Genomic DNA, 18266 nt, shown 5'->3' with positions numbered 1-18266 from the left:
CTCACGACAGCTGCAAGTTGGGCAGGTGCAGGCACTTGCCGTCGGCAAACGCCTGCAACAGGCGCCCCAGGCAGCCCGACAACGCGTCGTGCCCCTGCAGGTAGAGCGGCGACCAGGCATACCCCGGGCCGCTGCGCACCTTGTCGAGGAAGAAGCGCAGGTGCGCCAGGTCGACCGGCAACCCCAGCGCTGCGGCCAACGCCACGGCCTGGTAGGTGCTGAGCAGATCAGGGATGCGCTGCCCCTGGTTGGCGAAGCCGCCCTGGCGCACCTTGTGCGCGGCGAGCAGGTCGCTTGCCTGCGCGCGAACATCCCGGCCAACATGGCGCAGGCAGATCAATGCCTGCAGGCTGGCGCGCAAAGAGACCTGCCCACGCGGGTACGCGGCATGGCGGCCCTGCTGGCAGCAGCTGGCGACAAAGGCTTCGAGCTCGACAAGGTCGACACCGGCGTTGTTACCCAGTTGCTGCAGAATCGCTACCGCCGATGCAGTGGACACCAGGTCAGAACCACGCCCCTCCCAGAAACCGAAGCCACCGTCGGGGTTCTGCAGCGAGGCCAGCCAGTGTCCGACTGCCTTGCGTGCGTCGGGGCGGTCAGCGAAGGCACCGGCGGCCAGGCCCCAATTGGTGCAACGCACTTCGGCCCCACGCCCCGGCATGTACATGATCCCGGGCTCGTTCGGCATCTGGCAGCCCTCGATCCAGCGCAGCGCATCCGCCCGCTGTGCATCCGTCATCTGTCCACCGATCACTGCGGCCGCCGTGGTCAGCACATCAGCCGCAGCGTCGACCTGCCGATAGGTGTAACCACCCTGAGGCAACGCCAGGGTCGCGATGAAGCTTGCGATGGCATCTGCCAGGTGTGCGACCGGCTCACCCAGCGCCTTGAGCGAGCCCACCGCACAAAAGGCGGCCCAGACATCTTCGACGTCATAGCCCTGCCAGCGCACGAAGGCGCCGCTCGGGCCACGCAGCGCCTCGATCCAGGCGACGCACTCGCCGGGCCCCAGCGGCTGCGCCTGTAATGCTGCGAGGCTGGCCGTGGCGCGGTAGGTCGCCCACAGGCAAGGCCGTTCGGCGGCTTCGCTGAAGCGAAAGCCACCGTCGTCCATCTGTTGCGCCTGCAACCAGCCTATCAACCGCGGCACGTCCCAGGCCGGCGCTGGCAGCCCTTGCCGAGCCAGCGCGCGCGCAGCCATCACGCCATAGAAGCAGGCACGGGTATCGGCCAGGTTGCGCCGGGCAAAGTCCGCCGACCAGCTCAGGCCGCCATTGCTGCACTGCAGCCCTTCCAGCCAGGCATACAAGGCATCGGGGTCGGCCACGCGGCCATCGCAAACCTCGACCAAGGTGCGCACCGCATAGTGGGTGGCCCAGACGTCTGCGGTCTGCCCCGGGCACATGGCGTAGGCGTCACCGTCGAACAGGGTATGCAGCCATTCGGCGGTCTGGGTGCCTTGCTCGATGGCAATGCCCAAGTCTTTGAGCGTTTCGCAGCAATAGAACGTGGCCCAGGCGTCGGACGGCATGCCTTTGCTCCAGGCGAAGCCAGCGTCACGGTTGCGGCGGGACTGAATGTAGGTGTGCAGGCTGGCCGTATCGACGCTGTCGAGGCGCTCGACCCAGGCCAGGCTGCGCACGGCGGCGTAGGTGCACCACAGGTCAGGCTGGCCATTGCCCAGGCCGCGCCCTTGCGCAAAGCGTGGTGCGGTCATTGCTTGCCCCCCACGAAGCGCAGGTTGGTCTTCTTCCAGCTTTTTTGCGAGCCACCACTTTTGTTGATGGCCGACAGGTTGTTGACGAACAGCACGCGGCTCCAGCGCAGGCCCATCAGCTGTTGGGAGCGTTCCAGCAGTTGCGCTTGCAGTTGGCTTTCCTGCGCGTTGTCCCAGTGCACGTCGCGCTCCAGGATCAAGGCGGCGCTGTCGTTCTGGCGGTCGATTTCGATCACGTAGCCGGTGGCGTCACAGGTGCCGTAGACCACCTCTTCGACCGCGCGAATCTCAAGGCTGACACCCGCAATCATGATGCTGTCACTGTCGCGGCCATTGATCAGCAAGCTGGGGCTGAGCTGCCCGGGCTGCCACGGCGCGGTGATGGTCACGCTGTCGCCGGTGTCCAGCCGCAGCAACGGGCGGGCATACAGGTTCAGTGGGGTGACCACGAGGCGCCCGGTAAGGCCCTCGGCGGGCGTCACCAGCCTGCCGTCGGGCAACAGCAGTTCGAAGTAGTGGGTGGCTGTGGCCAGGCGCATCTGCTGGTCTTCGCCCACGGCGGCCAAGGTGCCGGTTTCGGTGCTGCCATAGCTGGCGTCGAACACCTCGCACTGCCAGCCACGGGCCAGACGTTCACGAAACGGCTGAGTGTTGACCTCGCCCAGCAGCATGATCGAGCGCACCGACTGGGCGAAGGTGTGCAACAGGTCCCGCTGCTTGAGGTAGCGGGTCAGCTGTACCAGCACGCCGGGGGCGATGAACAGCACCGTTGGCCGGTAGGTGTCGAAGGTGTTGCACACCCGCTCCCAGTCGGTGATGCCGGTGGTGAACGGATACAGCCGCACATGGGAAACATCCAGGTATTCGCAGACATTGGCGATCAGGTCGCCGACCGGGACGATGTCCGATGGCATCAGGTTGGCCACCCGTGCTCCCGGGCGCAGCACCGAGCGCCAGTGGGCGGCGACGCTGACAGCATTCCAGATGATGTCTTGTTTCAGGCGCGGGGTCGGGGTCGGCTCGCCCGTGGTGCCGGTAGTGGCGTAGTACTTGGCCGCATCGCCCAGGGCCACGGTACAGAACGCCAATGGTTGACGTTTAAGCAAGGCCTTGGCCGTCAGCGGTAATTGCTGAAACGCCGAAAAACGGTAGGGGCCTATCTCTGCGTAGTGAGCGCTGTGCTGTGCTCGCATCCAGGCTGCTTGCAACTTTCGCTCATAAAACCCGGCATCGGGGATATGCCCGACCTGCTGTTGAAGTTCGCGCTCGGCGTTCTTCAATACTTCGAAATCCTTATCGCCATGAACCAACATCGACTCGCCCTCTCAAATGTGCAGCGCAGAGAATTGGCGAGCGACAGGGGGTTAGTAAAATACTTATTTCTCGGCGACGGTGAGAGTTGCCAGGTATTAATCGGCCTAAATAGGGGCTTTTACGCTCGCTGTATGTAGTACTTTTCTGGCAAAAGCACCCGATTCGCCTTGTGTTTTGGGCGAGGTATCAGACTAAGATGTTTTTAATATTTCACATGCGTTTTGGGGGCTGCAGGAGCGCAGCGCCACAGCCGGGCGATATCACCCGCGCGCGCCTGCAGTAGCGTTGGCGCGTTGGCGCATGCCTGCTCCAGGCTCATCGGCCCGTTGACCAAGGCAAAAGCGGCGTCAATCCCATGGGCATACAGCTGCTGGTAGCCCTCCCCCAGCGTGCCGGCCAGTACAACCACCGGCACACCGTGGCGCTTGGCGACCCGGGCCACGCCCAACGGCGTCTTGCCACGCAGGGTCTGGGCGTCGAAGCGTCCTTCGCCGGTCACCACCAGGTCAGCACCCTGCACCAGCGCATCGAGCCCGGCCAGCTCCGCCACCACCTCCACCCCAGGGCGAAATTGCGCGCCCATGAACGCCTTGGCCGCGAACCCCATGCCGCCTGCGGCGCCACAGCCAGGGAAGTCGCGCACATCCTCACCGCGCAACCGCGCACAGTGATCGGCAAAATGCCCCAGCGCCTGGTCCAGCGCCTGCACCTGTTGCGGGCTTGCGCCTTTCTGCGGGCCGAAGATCGCCGAGGCGCCATTGGGCCCACACAGCGGGTTGTCAACGTCAGCAGCCACTTCGACCTGCACTTCGGCCAGCCGTGGGTCCAGGTCGCTGGCATCGATGTGCGCCAGCCTTGCCAGGGCCAGGCCCCCTTCTTCCAGCGCTTTGCCATCGGTATCCAGGAGGCGCAAGCCCAGGGCGCACAACATGCCGCTGCCACCGTCATTGGTAGCGCTGCCGCCAATTGCCAGCACGATACGCCTGGCACCAGCGGCCAACGCGGCAGCGATCAGCTCGCCAGTACCCCAGGTGCTGCTGCGGCACGCATCACGCTGCTCGGTCGGCACCCATTGCAGGCCACTGGCCTGGGCCATCTCGATGATTGCGGTGCGGCTCGGCGCCAGCCACCCCCAACCGGCCTCGACGGTTTGCCCCAAAGGCCCACGCACGGCCAGGCGGCGAAGTTCGCCCTGGCTGGCGGCAAGAATGGCCTCCATGGTGCCTTCACCGCCATCGGCCATGGGGCATTCGACCAGCTCGGCATCCGGCCACACCTCGGCCAGGCCCAGGGCAATGGCGCGGGTGACACCGGCAGCGTCGAGGCTGTCCTTGAACGAGTCGGGGGCGATGACGATCTTCATGGGGATTCTCCTGTCCAGATGAGCGGCATGCTGACAGTTGCCTGGCAAGCTGGCCTCGGTCAAATGCACAAAACAGCAGAGGCGTTGTTTGGGCAAATGCCTTCGCCCCCCCCCCTCAACCGGCCGGCAGCAGTTGCAACCCCAGGTACAAACTGAGCATGCCTTCCATCCGCAGCGGGTCGACTTCGCCCAGCTCGGCGACCCGTTCCAGCCGGTAGCGCAGGCTGTTGCGGTGAATGCCCAAGGCATCGGCACAGGCCTGGCTCTGGCCATCATGGGCGCACCAGGCCCGCAAGGTCGCAATCAGCTGACCACTCGCGTCCTTGGCCCGGATGCGTTGCAGCGGTTCGAGCAGTTCATCCAGGGCATCGTCATTGCGATGGCGCCACAGCAAGGCCGGTAACCGATAGCGCTCAAGGCTGAGCAGGCGTTCGGCGGGCAGCACCTCCTGCCCATAGGCCAGCAAGTCGCGCACCCGGCGATAGCCTCGGCGCAACTGCTCCAGGCTCTGCGCCACGCAACCAAGGGCCAGGCGCTCGACCTGCCAGCCGTGGCGCTGCAGGCGCTCGAGCAGCCGCGCTTCGTCCAGCACCAAGGCTGCCGGGCGGCACCACAATAGCGACTGGCGTGCGGGGCTGACGCACCAGCTGTCCGGGTAGCGGCTGGTCAGCCAGGCCGACAAGGCTTCGGCGGTTGGCCCCGACTCCAGCTCGAACAGGCAGGGCACCCTGGGCAGCTGGGGTTTCAGGCCCAACTGCCGGGCTTCGTCGAGCAACCTGGGTGAATCGCCGCTGCCACCCAGCAACAAGGCCAGCAAATCGTCACAACGCTGCCGCCGCCATTGCTGCTCGACCTGCAGATGGCGCTGGGCCAGGAGCATCTCGGCGGTCATGCGCACCAGCTCGCCATAGGTGCGCAACTGCTGTGGGTCGCCGGTCAGGCCCAGCACCCCCATCAGCCGCCCATCGAGCATCAGCGGCAGGTTCACCCCTGGCTGTACGCCCTTGAGGCACTTTGCCGCGTCCACATCCAGCTCGACGATGCGGCCGTTGGCCAGCACCAGTTGCGCGCCTTCGTGACGGGTGTTGATACGCTCCGGCTCGCCACTGCCAAGGATCAGCCCCTGGCTGTCCATGACATTGACGTTGCAGGGCAGGATGGCCATCGCCCGATCAACGATATCCTGCGCCAGGTCATGGTCGAGTTCGAACATTCAACGGTCCTTGGGGTGGTAGGCTTTGGTCGCGGGCACAGCAGCCTTGGCCAAGCGCTGTGCAAAAGCACAAAGACAGGCACGCCGCAGTCCCGCCAGACTCGTCAGGGCGAGCGCCGGAACAGGCGACGCGGTGACAACCATAACAACAGAGAACCCGATCATGGCACACAGCCCCGCCCCTGACCAAGGCACGGACACCACCCGTAACGCGCTGTACCGGCGCATCACCCTGCGGCTGATTCCGTTCATTTTCATCTGCTACCTGTTCAACTACCTGGACCGCGTCAACGTCGGCTTCGCTAAGCTGCAGATGCTCGACGCCCTGAACTTCAGCGAAACCGTTTACGGCCTCGGCGCCGGTATCTTTTTCATCGGCTACGTGCTCTGCGGCCTGCCGAGCAACCTGGCACTCAACCGCTTCGGCCCACGGCGCTGGATCGCGTTGATGATGATCGCCTGGGGCAGCCTCTCGACCTGCCTGCTGTTCGTCACCACACCCACCGAGTTCTACACGTTGCGCCTGCTGACTGGCGCCGCCGAAGCCGGCTTCTTCCCAGGCGTGGTGCTGTACCTCTCGCGCTGGTTCCCGGCCGCCCGCCGTGGCCGCATCATGGCCCTGTTCATGTCGGCGATCCCGGTGTCGGGGCTGCTGGGCGGGCCGTTCTCCGGCTGGATCCTCGAACATTTCGCCGCCGGCCAGCATGGCCTTGCCGGCTGGCAATGGATGTTCCTGATCCAGGGCGTGCCCACCGTCATCCTGGGTTTCCTGGCCATCCGCCTGCTCAGCGACGGCTACCAGAAAGCCACGTGGCTGAACCCGACCGAGCGCCAACTGATCGAGGCCGACCTTAAAGCCGATGCCGCCAGCAAGCCCGCCACCAGCGGTGACAGCGTGCTCGCAGTGCTGACCAACCCGCTGATCTGGACGTTCGGTTTCGTTTACTTCTGTATCCAGAGCGGTGTGTACGCGATCAACTTCTGGCTGCCGTCGATCATCAAGAGCATGGGCTTCGACAACCCCTTGCTGATTGGCTGGCTGAGCGCCATTCCGTACTTGCTGGCTGGGGTGTTCATGATCGTCTGCGGGCGCTCGGCCGACCTGCGCAACGAGCGCCGCTGGCACCTTGTAGTGCCAATGCTGATGGGCGCCATCGGCTTGCTGATCGCCGTGAACTTCGCCGGCAACCCGCCGATTGCCATCCTCGGCCTGTCGATCGCCACCATGGGCGCGCTCACCGGCCTGCCAATGTTCTGGCCAATGCCCACCGCGCTGCTCAGCGCCGGTGCGGCCGTGGCCGGGCTGGCGGTGATCAACTCGGTGGGGCAGATGGCGGGCTTCCTCAGCCCGTATCTGGTCGGTTTCATCAAGGACCAGACCGGGTCGACCGATGCCGCGCTGTATTCGTTGGCGGCATTGATCGTGGTGGGTAGCCTGGTGGCCTTGCGGGTAACGCGCGCTGGCGCGCTGGCCACGGTAAAGTCCACCTAAAACACCTGCAATGCGCCACAGCCCGTGTGGGAGCCGGCAAACCCGCCCCCACACGGTGCTTCAGAATAATGCCCCGATCGTCGGCTCGGGTCAGCATCTCAACGGCACAGGCGTCAAATGGTTCCAAAGGCCCCCTTTGGAGAAGCCTCATGACCCAGCACACCGTGGCCCGCCTCGATCAGCTCGACCCCCACCGCCCTCTGCGTGTGCAGGCCGGCAACGAAGAACTCATCCTCATCCGCCAGGGCGACCTGGTGCAGGCCTACCAGGCCAACTGCCCCCATGCCGGCGCCCCGCTGGAAGAAGGCGTGATCTGCGCAGGCTTGCTGGTCTGCCCGTGGCACAAGGCGGCGTTTGCCGTGGACGAAGGCGCGGTGTGCGAACCGCCGGCACTGGCCGACCTGCGCCGCTACCGGGCGTGGGTCAAGGACGGTGAAGTCTGGGTCGATGACCAGCCGCTGCCAAAGGCCGAGCCACCACGCCACAGTGACGCGCGCTGCTTCGTCGTCATCGGTGCCGGGGCCGCAGGCTCGGCGGCGGTGGCCACGCTGCTGGCCCATGGCTTCGGCGGGCGTCTGGTCTGGCTTGACCATGAACGCCAGCCCGCCTACGACCGCACTGCGCTGAGCAAATTCGTCATCGCCGGGGAGATGCCGCCCGATGAAGTCCCGGCGCTGCTGGAGGCTGGCCAGTTGCGCGCGGGCCAGTTGGAGCGGTGCTTGGGCAAGGTGCGCACACTGGACGTGAAAAAGCGCCAAATCACCCTCAGCGACGGCCACCGCATCGACTATGACGCCGCCTTGCTGGCCACTGGCGGCAAACCGCAACGCCCCGATCTGCCCGGTGTCGACCTGGCAGGGGTCATGACCCTGCGCTCACGCGAAGATGCAGCACGCCTGCTGGATGCCGCCGAGCCGGGGCAGCCTGTGGTGATCGTCGGCGACGGGTTCATCGGCCTGGAGGCGGCCTCGGCCTTGCGCAAGTATGGCGCGCAGGTGCATGTGGTCAGCCGCCACGCGGTGCCCTTGAGCAAACAGTTAGGTGAGCGTATCGGGCGCAGCATACGCGCGCTGCATGAGCGCAAGGGCGTGGTGTTCCACGGCCCGACCGAGGTCGAGCGCTTCCTCGGTGAAGAACGGGTCGACGCCGTGCTGCTGGCCAATGGCGAGAAGCTGACGACGTCGTTGGTGTTGCTGGGTACCGGTGTCGCACCGGCCACTGCGTTCGTGCAGGGCGTGGAACTGGCCGAGGATCGTTCGTTGCGGGTCGACGCCGAACTGCATGCCGCCGACCGCCTATGGGCCGCCGGCGACATCGCCACCTTCCCCCTCGCTGGCCGCCCGGTGCGCATCGAACACTGGCGCCTGGCCCAGCAGCATGGCGTAATCGCCGCGGCCAACATGCTGGGCGAGCAGCGTCGTTACGCGGATGTGCCGTTTTTCTGGACCTATCAGCATGGGCGCACCTATGAAGTGCTGGGGCATGCCCGGGACTGGGACCGAATCGAGTTCGTCGGCGAGCCGGAGAAAGGTGACTTCATTGCCTTGCAGTGTGTCGCGGAGCAGGTTGAAGCGGTGGTGGCCAAGGGGTATTCGGATGCCATGGCGCAGCTGTCGCAGCGGATGAAGCGGCCGCTGGGTCTGGATGAGGCACTCAAGCTGATCGGCTGAAACACGCCTGCTTTTTTGCTTGGGTTCTTCGGGGGGGCGGATATCGAGCGCCGCGCGGGCGGCGCTCGATATCCGCCCCCCTGCAAAGCTAAAGACAAGCAACTCCCAAACCCAAAATCAGCTATGGTTTCCCCAACTCAAATAACAAGAACTTGGTAGAGCGCCCATGGCCAAACCCCGCGCCAGTGAACTGGCCGCCTTCGTCGACTGCCACTTTGCCGAACGTGGCCTGACGCCAGAACCGGTGGTCGCTGAATCCTGGTACCGCAGCATCAATCAGCACCACCTGGACCCCACCCTGCGCCACGTCGACAACATCCTCAGCGCCGCTGAAATCCGCCAGCACCAAGCCCAGCACGAGGCCTACCTGGCCATCGCCAGCCAGGGCGTCAGTGGCCTGGCCAAGCGCGTGGTGGACGCCGGTTTCGCCGTGCTGCTCAGTGACGCCGACGGCATCACGCTGGCTGCCCGCCTGCCCGCCGACCCACAGCGCTACACCCGTTCCGGGCTGATCGTCGGCGCGCGGTGGGACGAGTCGATTGCCGGCACCAACGGCATCGGCACCGCCTTGGCCTCTCAGCAGGCACTGACCATCCATCGTCAGGAGCACTTCCTTGCGGCCAATGCTCGGCTCAGTTGCTCGGTATCACCGATCTTCGATGCCCACAACCAACTGCTCGGCTGCCTCAACGCGACCTGCCTGTACAACGACGGCCCCAAGCAAGCCCAGCACCTGACCTTGCAGCTGGTGACCCTGTACGCCCGGTTGATCGAGAACAGCCATTTCCGCCAGCGCTACCGCGACCGCCTGACCTTGGCCATCAAACCACGCGACGACTTCTGCGACCTGGCCGCTGAGCAACTGCTGGCACTGGACGAAAGCGGCCGGGTGATCGGCGCCAATCGGGCAGCGTTCCTGGCGCATACCGGCAAGCTGTTGGGCGTGGCCATCGAGCAACTGCTGCCTGCCACCATCGACCAGTTGCTGGACCTGACGCGCGGCGGTGCACGTGGCACTCAACTGCGCGGTCATGAACAAGCGCACCTGCTGGATGTGGGCCTGCGCGTACCGGCCGGTTACCGCCAAGCGCCTTCTGCGCGGCCCGCGCCCACCCGCACTGCACACCCCACGCTTGAGCAACTGGCAGGCCAGGACACACAGCTGCAACAAGGCGTGAAACGCCTGCGCAAGGTGCTGGACCGAGACATCGCGATTCTTCTGAACGGCGAAACCGGCACCGGCAAAGAGGCATTCGCCCGTGCCTTGCACCAGGCTAGCCAGCGCCATGCCAAACCGTTTGTGGCGCTCAACTGTGCGGCGATACCCGAATCACTGATCGAAAGTGAACTGTTCGGCTACCGTGCCGGCAGCTTCACCGGGGCCAACCGCAAGGGCATGAAAGGCAAGCTGGAGCAGGCTAATGGCGGCACGCTGTTCCTCGACGAGATCGGCGACATGCCGGCGCACCTGCAAACGCGCCTGCTGCGGGTGCTTGCCGAGCGCGAGCTGGTGCCGCTGGGTGCCGAAGCGCCGGTAGCACTGGACCTCCAGGTGATTTCGGCAACTCACCAGGACCTGCAGGCAATGATCGGCGACAGGCGCTTTCGCGAAGACCTCTACTACCGGTTGTGCGGGATGCGCATGACGTTGCCGGCACTGCGTGAACGCAGTGACCGGCGCGCATTGATCGAAGGGTTGTTGGCAGGGCTGCCGGGGGGCGCTGGTATGCGCCTGAGCGATGAAGCGTGGCGCTGCTTGCTCGGGCACGCCTGGCCGGGGAACGTGCGGCAGTTGCTCAATGCGTTGCGTCAGGCCGTCGCGCTGGCCGAAGGTGGGCTGATCGAAGTGGCTGACCTGCCGGAGGTAGTGGCCGACCCTGCAGCGCCTGCGCGGCCAAAGGTGCTAGAGCAGCAAGTCGAGGCTGCCGAGGCGCGGCATTTGCTGGAGGTGTTGAAGCGAGAGCGCTGGAACATGAGCGCAGCGGCAGAGGCCGCGGGGGTTTCGCGGTCAACGCTGTATCGCAAGATGAAGCGGTACGGCATCGTCCAGCCCAACCAGTTGGGCTGACTGTAGCTGCCCCTTCGCGGGTGCAGCCGCGAAGAGGCCAGCAAGATCAGTGCAACCGGTTCTTGGCTAACTCGATATCGTCCATCAGCGCCTTGGCCAGGACACTCAGATAGTCAGCCGCGCCGAGCAACTTGTGGTCATCGTCCATATCGCCTTCACGCACCAGGTGCTTGATGTAGCCCAGCAGCACCGACACCTGCTCGTATGCAACATCAATCGGGATGCCAGGCTGCACACGCAGCAAGTTCAACGATGGGTTGCCCACATCAAGGAAGGTTGCCAGGCCAGCGGTGGTGAGGGGCTTGGGTTCGTCGGCCATGGGCTCACTCCTCGGCCTGTTGGCCATAGAGACGGTTGTGTACATGCTCTACCAGCGAACGGGCGATTTCGCTGGCATGCAAGGCGTTGCTCAGCATGTTCAGGCCAGGTTCGCCGACGTGGCCGCGGCAATGGTCGTCGATGGTTTCGATGACGCCGCGGAGCAACTCGCTGACGTGCGCGAGGGCATGGGGTGGGTACATGTCAGATTGGACGGTGAAGAATGGGGAGGTGATCGGTTTGCGGCGAGGTGGGTCAGGAACAATTTTTTTCATGATCGATCTCACAGTTCGTTATCGAGACCTACCATCTCAACCTTCTCACGGGGTGAGGGTGGCAGCGGTACGCGGGGTGAGAAACCGGTGAACCATGCAAAGCCCGGCCAGGCCGAAGCCTGCCCGCGCACAGCTGCCATAGCAGTGCTGCTGCATGAAATTCGAAGCGGGTTCTCACACCCGGCCACCCGGTTAGGCGGCCCGAAAACGTTATCCCTGAGAGGTTTCCCCGACAACAGCGATACTTCAGCAGCCCGCGTAGGATAATTCCAAAGCAGGCCATTCCTGAAGTATTTAGTTTCAAGTTCAGAAATGTCGTACAGCCATGGCTTTGGCCGCCATCCAAATGAGCAGCCAAAATTCACGAAGTAATCGGCAAACGACCCGCTGACGGGAGGCCCTTTCGGCCTTACAAGCCGCCCGACTCAATTAGAGCCCAGACCACAAAAAGCCATGAACAACCGATTAATAGACACCAAAACGAGACCTGCAGTCGACGCTTGAGATAGAGCGGACAGTTTTTACAATCATCAGCATCTAACCAGCCTTGGCGAACGCCCAAACTCGGCCATACCGATGCCAACGTCACGCCATACACTATTCTCGTTCTTGTTCCAAGCGAAATAGTACTCCAATATTTCAAGTCATCCACTAGCCCCTGGCTATTTCTAAATGCCGTGCAAAGCACATCGAAATGCCGAGTAGCGGCTATATGATAACTTATGCCCACCCCGGCGAGCCCAATAATGAAAGGTGCGAGTACAAAAGCCATTTTCAAACCCATGGGCACATTTGAAAAATCAATCATAGCGCTCCTCGTACCCCACTTCCCCGAACCGCTCCCCCGCATCACTCAGCGTGATGACCCTAGAGTCCGAAGTGACGTGAACCCGCAACATAAAGTCCCATGCCAATACCCACGACACTCAGGGTAAAAGGCACAACCCCCAGCACGATCTTTACGCCAGCTGGTAGATTTGATAAGTCAATCATGAAGTACCTCCCCAGTATCGATGTGCGTGCACATAGGTAAAGCGCCGCTTTTAAGACAGCGACTATCCCATGGGCGACCCACCACCGTGAGTTTTTCTTTATAGCTCATCGAATTCGATAAGTACCCACCCAGCCATAATCCAAAAGCCCGCTATTGCAGTGCACCAGAATGAAATCTGCAGCCGACGTTTGAGGTAGGCTGGGCAATTTTTGCAATCTTCAGCACTCAACCAACCTCGACGTACCACCAGCGTTGGGCAAACCGCTGCTAGTGTTACACCAGCCACTATCATGGCCCTGGTTCGAATTGATATCGTGCTCCAGTACCTTAAGTCCTCAATAAGACCAGGGCTGTTCTGAAACGCCGAGCAAAGCACTTCAAAGTGACGTGAGCCGGCAATATGGTAATGAATGCCCAGACCAATCAATCCAATAAGAAATGGTGCGAGAAGAAACGCAATATGCAGGCTTGCAGGCCATGTAGTTAAATCAGTCATAAAGTCTCTCGAAGATTGCCTCTCCAGATGTCTCCCCACGCTTTTCGCCACCCTTACTAAAAGCAAAGGACCCACTGCCAACGAGAACGACTCCGCAAGCAACTTTACCATACACCCCGAATGAGCAGACTAGCCGAGCAGCCTCACCAGCTATCTTTGCGCCGACTATTCCGCCAGTTAACCCACCTGAAAAGCTCCCCGTCTCGGTAAATCTAATTTTCTTACAAGCCTCAGTTTCTCCAGCCCGACACGCCGCCTGAACTTTCAAATAAGAAGAACCCGCACCAAGTCCAATCGCCGCAAACCCACCATATTTTAAGTAATTCGACATCTTGGCCACCTCATCCAGGTGGCTCGCATATCCTGGTATCTGGCCCGGCACGCCTGCCTTGGTCCAATGATGCACCAGGCTTTTGGTGGAGATACCCAGGTCGCGGCGGAGCGTGTCGTAACTGCCGAGGTTCAATGTCTTGTTCAGAAAACCTACGCGCAACTGGGCGCTCAGTTGCTCATAAAGCCCCCTGCGCTTGGCGAAGAACTCCGCACTGTTCAAGTGGCCATGCAAAACAAACTGCTGTTGGTGCAAAGCCTCAATGCCCTTCAACGTGTCCTTGACCTGCCCCAGTCCACGCTCAAGCATGTCCTTGCCCACCCCCATCGACTGGCTGGCGCCATTGAGCACCCCGGCAATCTCACCGATGTGCTTCATCATGAAGTTAGCTTCTTCACGGGAGAGAATCGACAGGGACTCCCTCGTCTTTTCGGCCACCATGATCAGTTCGTTTTCCAGCGCGCTGCAGGCATGCCCACTGCTTGGGCTGCCCAGCACAAATATCTCGCCCGCCTTGAAACCATCTGGGAAGGTAGGATTCAAGCGCTGCAATAACGCCACTGGCAAAGGGCTGTGCGTCGCGCCAAGGCTCTGAAGCACCTGCTCGAACGACATGCTGCTTTGCACAATATGGAAGCCAGGCTCAAGTATCGATAATGAGCCGACGGGAGATGCGTTGTACACTTGAGCAGGACTCTGCCCTGATGAAGGCGCCGAATGGCTGACGGCAGAGGCAGGCGATGCAGCCTGAGCAGGACGGCTGCCAGCCCGGTGCATGGCTGACTGCGCGATGACCCGGTTGCTGCCGTTTGGGCAATCACACTTGACCAGCGCCCCATCGACAACAGCCGGTTTACCTCCGATGACGAAAGCATTCACCCCTTCTACAATGACACCGACCTTCTTGCCGTTCGGGCACTCGGTCGTGGCATCGCCCAAGCGCAGCGCACGTCGGTTGTTCCCCCGGAAGTTCGTACTGCTGGCAATGCAGACCGCGCCTGTGGTGGTGATATCGCCATCCAGCGCTTGCCCTTTTCCATGTATCGATATGCGCGTCATGAATAGCCTCAGGCCGTAGAAAGCTGGAAGCTAACACTGGAAAAACATGCAAAAGCCTGGGCCTGCGAAAATCAGAATTACCCTACAAGCAGCGTGCAGGTACTGCTCCATACGCCATTGATCAATCTGCTACTGAGCAGGAAAGCACGCACACAGGTAAAACACCTGTTCCTCGAATGGCCGTGCACGGTGCCTGGCACCGGCTTCGCCGGTGTTCGCGGGGCAAGCCCGCTCCCACAGCGTCTCGCTAAATCGATGAGTTAGCAGTTGTTCAGTGGGAGCGGGCTTGCCCCGCGAAGAAGCCTGCAGAGCCACCCTCTACCCTTGGATGTACACCACCTGCGTGCGCATGTACTCATACAAACCATGCTTGCCATCCGCCCCGCCGACCCCGGACTTGCGCGCCCCGGCGTGGAAGCCCTGCATGGCCTCGAAGTTCTCGCGGTTGATGTAGGTCTCGCCAAAGTCGATCTCGCGGCAGGCCTTCAGCGCTGCATTCAGGTCGCGGGTGTAAAGCGAAGACGTCAGCCCATACTCGCTGTCGTTGGCCAAGGCAATCGCCTCGTCCAGGTCATCGACCACCTGGATCGGCAACACCGGCCCGAAGATTTCCTTGCGCATGATCTCCATGTCCGACGCACAGCCCGCAAGCACAGTCGGCTGGTAATGGAACCCGGCCCCCAGGTCGGCCACCTGCCCGCCGGTCACCAGTTGGGCGCCCTGCCCGACCGCCGTTCGCACCATCTGCGCCACCTTGTCGAGCCCGGCCTGGTTGATCAGCGGCCCCATGTCCAGGTCGGCACGGCTCGACGGGTCGCCATAACGGGTGGCCGCCATGGCCTGGGCCACCTTGTCGACGAAGGCGTCGGCCACCTGGCGTTCCACGTACACCCGCTCGGCGCAGTTGCACACTTGGCCAGTATTGATCACCCGCGAGGCGACGATGGCGTTCACCGCCAGGTCCAGGTCGGCGTCCGCCAGCACGATCGCCGGGGCCTTGCCGCCCAGTTCAAGGTTGAGCTTGGTAATGTTCGGCGCCGCAGCAGCCATGATCCGTGCGCCGGTGGCGACGCTACCGGTAAAGCTCACAAGGTCGATGCCGGCATGGCTGGACAGCCCATGGCCGACGCTCGCCCCCTTGCCGCCGACTACGTTGAACACACCCGCCGGCAGGTCGGTCTCGGCCACCAACTTCGCGAACTCATAGCAATTGATCGGCGTTTCCTCACTGGGTTTGATCACGATGGTGTTCCCCGCCAACAACGCCGGGGCCATCTTGCGGGCGATCAAAAAGAACGGGAAGTTCCACGGCAAGATCCCAGCCACCACACCCAAGGGTTTGCGCATCAGGAAGATGTGCTCATTGGCGCGGTCGCTGGTCAGCACCTCGCCTTCCAGGCGTCGCGCCCATTCAGCCATGTAGTCGAGGTAGTCGGCCGTGAAGTTGACCTCGACCTGCGCCAGCCCCGGCACCTTGCCGCCTTCCAGGGTGATGATGCGCGCCAGGCGTTCGGCATTGGCGCGTACCTTTGTCGCGATCTGGCGCAGATACCCGGCGCGCTCGATGGCAGGCTTGGCCGCCCAGCCTTTTTGCGCTTGACGCGCTGCGGCAATGGCCCGCTCCACGTGCTCCACCGGCGACTCCGGGACACGCCCCAGCAGCTGTGCGTTGGCCGGGTTGTACACCTCAATCAGTTGCTCGCTGGGCATGAAGGCATTGTCGATGTAGTTCTGGTAGATCGTTGCAGTCATGGTCATTCACTCCTGTGGGTGGTTGTCGGCCAGTGGCGACTGGGCAGCCGGCTTGGCGCTGAACTGCTGCCAGGTACTGCCCTCGCGCTTGAGGTCATGGGCACGCTTGATGAGGTACTGGTGCACCTGTTCCACCTGCTCGGGCTTGAGGTTGTCGGCAAACGACGGCATGCCATCGGGCACGCGGCCGCCATAGAGGATGCCGAGGAACATCTGGTGTTTTTCCGCGCTGAGCTTGCGCAGGTCAGGCAGTACGCCGCCGCTGACGGCATGAATACCATGGCACTGCGAACAGTTGCCGTCGTACAGGGCAGCACCGGCGGCCACTGCGTTGGCATCAGCGGTCAGGGGTGGTGGTTCGGGCGCGTTGGCGGGCGGTGCCGGCTCACGCAACGTGGCATTACCGCCAAGCTTGTAGGTCAGCACCTGGGAGAAAGGCTGTACCCCAGCACGTAGCGACAGTGCCCCGGCAAACGTCGAGAATGCCCCGCCCCAACCGGCCATGAAGGTGACGTACTGCTCGCCATCGACCGAGTAGCTGATCGGTGCCGCCATCACGCCACTGGCGGCCGGTGACTCCCAGAGTTTCTTGCCGGTGTCGGCGGCGTAGGCGATCACCCGGCCATCGGCGCTGCCTTCGAACACCAGGTTGCCGGCGGTGCTCAAGGTGCCACCGTTGAAGATAGTGATGTAGGGCACTTCCCAGGCTGGCGCCTGTTTAACCGGGTCCCAGGCGATCAGCTTGCCGGACCAGGTCTTGGCCATCTCCAGCAGGCCTTCGGCACCCTCGGGCATCATGCCGGTGCGTAGGCCGAGCTGGTACACGCTTTTGAACGGGTTGCGCTTGGGTGCGTCGGGAATGTGCTCGTAGTAGGCCGACATGATATGCGCCGGGATGTACACCAGCCCCGTGTTCGGGTTGTACGACATCGGGTGCCAATCATGAGCGCCCCAGAATGCCGGGGTCACCAACTTGCGCTTGCCGTCCTTCCAGTAGGCCGCCGCCTCGTCGTCGAGGATGGGCCGCCCGGTCTTCATGTCGATGCCCTTGGCCCAGTTCACCGGCACGATGTTCTTGGCCGACAGCAGCTCGCCAGTGGCGCGGTCCAGCACATAGAAAAAGCCATTCTTGGGTGCCTGCATCAGCACCTTGCGTTGCTTGCCGTCGATCGGTAGTTCGGCAAGGATCATGTGCTGGGTGGCGGTGAAGTCCCAGGCATCGCCCGGGGTGGTCTGGTAGTGCCAGGCGTATTCGCCCGTGTCGGCATTGACCGCGACGATCGACGACAGGAACAGGTTGTCGCCTTTGGCCTGGCTGCGCCATTTCGGGTCCCACATCGAGCCATTGCCGACGCCGATGTACAGCAGGTTCAACTCCGGGTCGTAGGCGAACGAGTCCCAGGCCGTGCCGCCACCGCCCCACTCGACGAAGGCATCGCCGTGCCAGGTCTTGCTGGCGATTTCCATGGCCTTGTCTTCCGGCGGCAGCTTGGGGTCACCTGGCACGGTGAAGAAGCGCCAGGCCTGCTTGCCGGTTTCGGCGTCATAGGCCGTTACATAGCCGCGCACGCCATACTCCGCCCCACCATTGCCGATGATGACCTTGCCGTTGACCACCCGCGGCGCGCCGGTGATGGTGTAGCTGCGTTTATGGTCGCTGCGGGTGTCCACCGACCAGACCCGCTTGCCGGTCTTGGCATCGATCGCCTCTAGGCGCCCGTCCAATACGCCGACGTAGACCTTGCCCTGCCACACCGCCACGCCTCGGTTTACCGCATCGCAGCAGGCCTCACCGGCACGGTTGCGATCCGACTGCGGGTCGTATTTCCAGAGCAGCTTGCCGTTGCGGGCATCCAGCGCGTACACCACCGAAAACGGCCCCGTGGTGTACATCACCCCATCTACCACAATGGGCGTGGCCTCCACCCCACGGTCCAGGTCGAGTTTGTAGCTCCAGGCCAGGCCTAGCTGATTGACGTTGTCCTGGTTGATGGCTTTGAGGGGGCTGAAGCGTTGCTCATCGTAGGTGCGGCCGTGGCTCATCCAGTTGCCGGGTTCCTGGTCGGCGGCGATGATGCGTTTGCCATCGACGTCGGCGGCATAGGCAGGTGCGCAGCAGGCCAAGGCTAGGGCCAGGCAGCCCAGGGCGTGCGGGAGGGGCCGGCGGTGCGGGCCTGTTCGGTTCATGGTGGCTTCTCCGTTCT

General features: G+C 62.9%; 14 protein-coding genes. 3 read left to right on the top strand and 11 right to left on the bottom strand.

Annotation, left to right across the window (positions count from 1 at the left end):
• Window position 1 precedes the first annotated feature (1 nt).
• The 4 genes from PC358_RS04190 to PC358_RS04175 all read right to left on the bottom strand — a co-directional run bounded on the left by PC358_RS04190 (window position 2) and on the right by PC358_RS04175 (window position 5607).
• Window positions 2-1717 carry a prenyltransferase/squalene oxidase repeat-containing protein gene (locus PC358_RS04190; protein ID WP_033697757.1) on the bottom strand — a complete coding sequence of 572 codons (1716 nt, stop codon included), beginning with the start codon at window positions 1715-1717 and terminating at the stop codon, window positions 2-4.
• Entirely contained in the window at window positions 1714-3030 is a 1317-nt protein-coding gene (locus tag PC358_RS04185) for an AMP-binding protein (protein ID WP_033697755.1), read from the bottom strand. The genes PC358_RS04190 and PC358_RS04185 overlap by 4 nt, the downstream gene beginning before the upstream one ends.
• 203 nt (window positions 3031-3233) lie before the next feature.
• Window positions 3234-4394, bottom strand: coding sequence for a glycerate kinase (locus PC358_RS04180; RefSeq protein ID WP_033697753.1), 1161 nt, complete (start codon window positions 4392-4394; stop codon window positions 3234-3236).
• 115 nt (window positions 4395-4509) lie between these two features.
• The gene (locus PC358_RS04175) at window positions 4510-5607 is read right to left on the bottom strand and encodes a sugar diacid recognition domain-containing protein (RefSeq protein ID WP_033697751.1); all 1098 of its coding nucleotides are present in this window, start codon (window positions 5605-5607) and stop codon (window positions 4510-4512) included.
• A gap of 163 nt (window positions 5608-5770) precedes the next feature.
• On the opposite strand from PC358_RS04175, the gene PC358_RS04170 reads away from it, so the two are divergent.
• The 3 genes from PC358_RS04170 (at window position 5771) to PC358_RS04160 (ending at window position 10837) form a co-directional block, all read left to right on the top strand.
• Window positions 5771-7099: an MFS transporter gene (locus PC358_RS04170; protein WP_033697748.1), complete on the top strand. Its 1329-nt coding sequence runs from the start codon at window positions 5771-5773 to the stop codon at window positions 7097-7099.
• Window positions 7100-7248: 149 nt separating this feature from the next.
• On the top strand, window positions 7249-8769 hold the full coding sequence (locus tag PC358_RS04165; RefSeq protein WP_033697746.1) for an FAD-dependent oxidoreductase: 1521 nt from the start codon (window positions 7249-7251) through the stop codon (window positions 8767-8769).
• A 166-nt stretch (window positions 8770-8935) separates the two neighbouring features.
• The gene (locus PC358_RS04160; protein ID WP_033697744.1) at window positions 8936-10837 is read left to right on the top strand and encodes a sigma-54-dependent Fis family transcriptional regulator; all 1902 of its coding nucleotides are present in this window, start codon (window positions 8936-8938) and stop codon (window positions 10835-10837) included.
• Between the two features lie 46 nt (window positions 10838-10883).
• Here the strand turns inward: PC358_RS04160 and PC358_RS04155 are convergent, their stop codons facing one another.
• The 7 genes from PC358_RS04155 to PC358_RS04135 all read right to left on the bottom strand — a co-directional run bounded on the left by PC358_RS04155 (window position 10884) and on the right by PC358_RS04135 (window position 18249).
• On the bottom strand, window positions 10884-11156 hold the full coding sequence (locus PC358_RS04155; protein WP_033697742.1) for a DUF3077 domain-containing protein: 273 nt from the start codon (window positions 11154-11156) through the stop codon (window positions 10884-10886).
• Between the two features lie 4 nt (window positions 11157-11160).
• Window positions 11161-11430 carry a hypothetical protein gene (locus tag PC358_RS04150; protein ID WP_033697739.1) on the bottom strand — a complete coding sequence of 90 codons (270 nt, stop codon included), beginning with the start codon at window positions 11428-11430 and terminating at the stop codon, window positions 11161-11163.
• Window positions 11431-11839: 409 nt separating this feature from the next.
• Window positions 11840-12238 (bottom strand): hypothetical protein, encoded by a 399-nt coding sequence (locus PC358_RS27680; RefSeq protein ID WP_156056745.1) that lies wholly within the window; start codon window positions 12236-12238, stop codon window positions 11840-11842.
• Between the two features lie 283 nt (window positions 12239-12521).
• Window positions 12522-12920: a hypothetical protein gene (locus PC358_RS27675; protein WP_156056743.1), complete on the bottom strand. Its 399-nt coding sequence runs from the start codon at window positions 12918-12920 to the stop codon at window positions 12522-12524.
• Complete coding sequence (locus tag PC358_RS04145; protein ID WP_033697737.1) at window positions 12913-14310, bottom strand: PAAR domain-containing protein; 1398 nt, start codon at window positions 14308-14310, stop codon at window positions 12913-12915. Before PC358_RS04145 ends, PC358_RS27675 begins: the two co-directional genes overlap by 8 nt.
• 318 nt (window positions 14311-14628) lie before the next feature.
• Complete coding sequence (aldA, locus tag PC358_RS04140) at window positions 14629-16062, bottom strand: aldehyde dehydrogenase (protein ID WP_050506102.1); 1434 nt, start codon at window positions 16060-16062, stop codon at window positions 14629-14631.
• Window positions 16063-16068: 6 nt separating this feature from the next.
• Window positions 16069-18249 carry a PQQ-dependent dehydrogenase, methanol/ethanol family gene (locus PC358_RS04135; RefSeq protein ID WP_033697735.1) on the bottom strand — a complete coding sequence of 727 codons (2181 nt, stop codon included), beginning with the start codon at window positions 18247-18249 and terminating at the stop codon, window positions 16069-16071.
• Between the last annotated feature and the right edge of the window lie 17 nt (window positions 18250-18266).

This window comes from Pseudomonas capeferrum (genome assembly GCF_000731675.1).
Classification (GTDB): domain Bacteria; phylum Pseudomonadota; class Gammaproteobacteria; order Pseudomonadales; family Pseudomonadaceae; genus Aquipseudomonas; species Aquipseudomonas capeferrum.
Note: the sequence above shows the minus strand (reverse complement) of the source record. Positions and strands in the feature narration are given on the sequence as shown.

Coding starts and splice junctions, on each gene's coding strand:
- PC358_RS04190 (WP_033697757.1), bottom strand. CDS start 1,717: ATGACCGCACCACGCTTTGCGCAAGGGCGCGGCCTGGGCAATGGCCAG.
- PC358_RS04185 (WP_033697755.1), bottom strand. CDS start 3,030: ATGTTGGTTCATGGCGATAAGGATTTCGAAGTATTGAAGAACGCCGAG.
- PC358_RS04180 (WP_033697753.1), bottom strand. CDS start 4,394: ATGAAGATCGTCATCGCCCCCGACTCGTTCAAGGACAGCCTCGACGCT.
- PC358_RS04175 (WP_033697751.1), bottom strand. CDS start 5,607: ATGTTCGAACTCGACCATGACCTGGCGCAGGATATCGTTGATCGGGCG.
- PC358_RS04170 (WP_033697748.1), top strand. CDS start 5,771: ATGGCACACAGCCCCGCCCCTGACCAAGGCACGGACACCACCCGTAAC.
- PC358_RS04165 (WP_033697746.1), top strand. CDS start 7,249: ATGACCCAGCACACCGTGGCCCGCCTCGATCAGCTCGACCCCCACCGC.
- PC358_RS04160 (WP_033697744.1), top strand. CDS start 8,936: ATGGCCAAACCCCGCGCCAGTGAACTGGCCGCCTTCGTCGACTGCCAC.
- PC358_RS04155 (WP_033697742.1), bottom strand. CDS start 11,156: ATGGCCGACGAACCCAAGCCCCTCACCACCGCTGGCCTGGCAACCTTC.
- PC358_RS04150 (WP_033697739.1), bottom strand. CDS start 11,430: ATGAAAAAAATTGTTCCTGACCCACCTCGCCGCAAACCGATCACCTCC.
- PC358_RS27680 (WP_156056745.1), bottom strand. CDS start 12,238: ATGATTGATTTTTCAAATGTGCCCATGGGTTTGAAAATGGCTTTTGTA.
- PC358_RS27675 (WP_156056743.1), bottom strand. CDS start 12,920: ATGACTGATTTAACTACATGGCCTGCAAGCCTGCATATTGCGTTTCTT.
- PC358_RS04145 (WP_033697737.1), bottom strand. CDS start 14,310: ATGACGCGCATATCGATACATGGAAAAGGGCAAGCGCTGGATGGCGAT.
- aldA (WP_050506102.1), bottom strand. CDS start 16,062: ATGACTGCAACGATCTACCAGAACTACATCGACAATGCCTTCATGCCC.
- PC358_RS04135 (WP_033697735.1), bottom strand. CDS start 18,249: ATGAACCGAACAGGCCCGCACCGCCGGCCCCTCCCGCACGCCCTGGGC.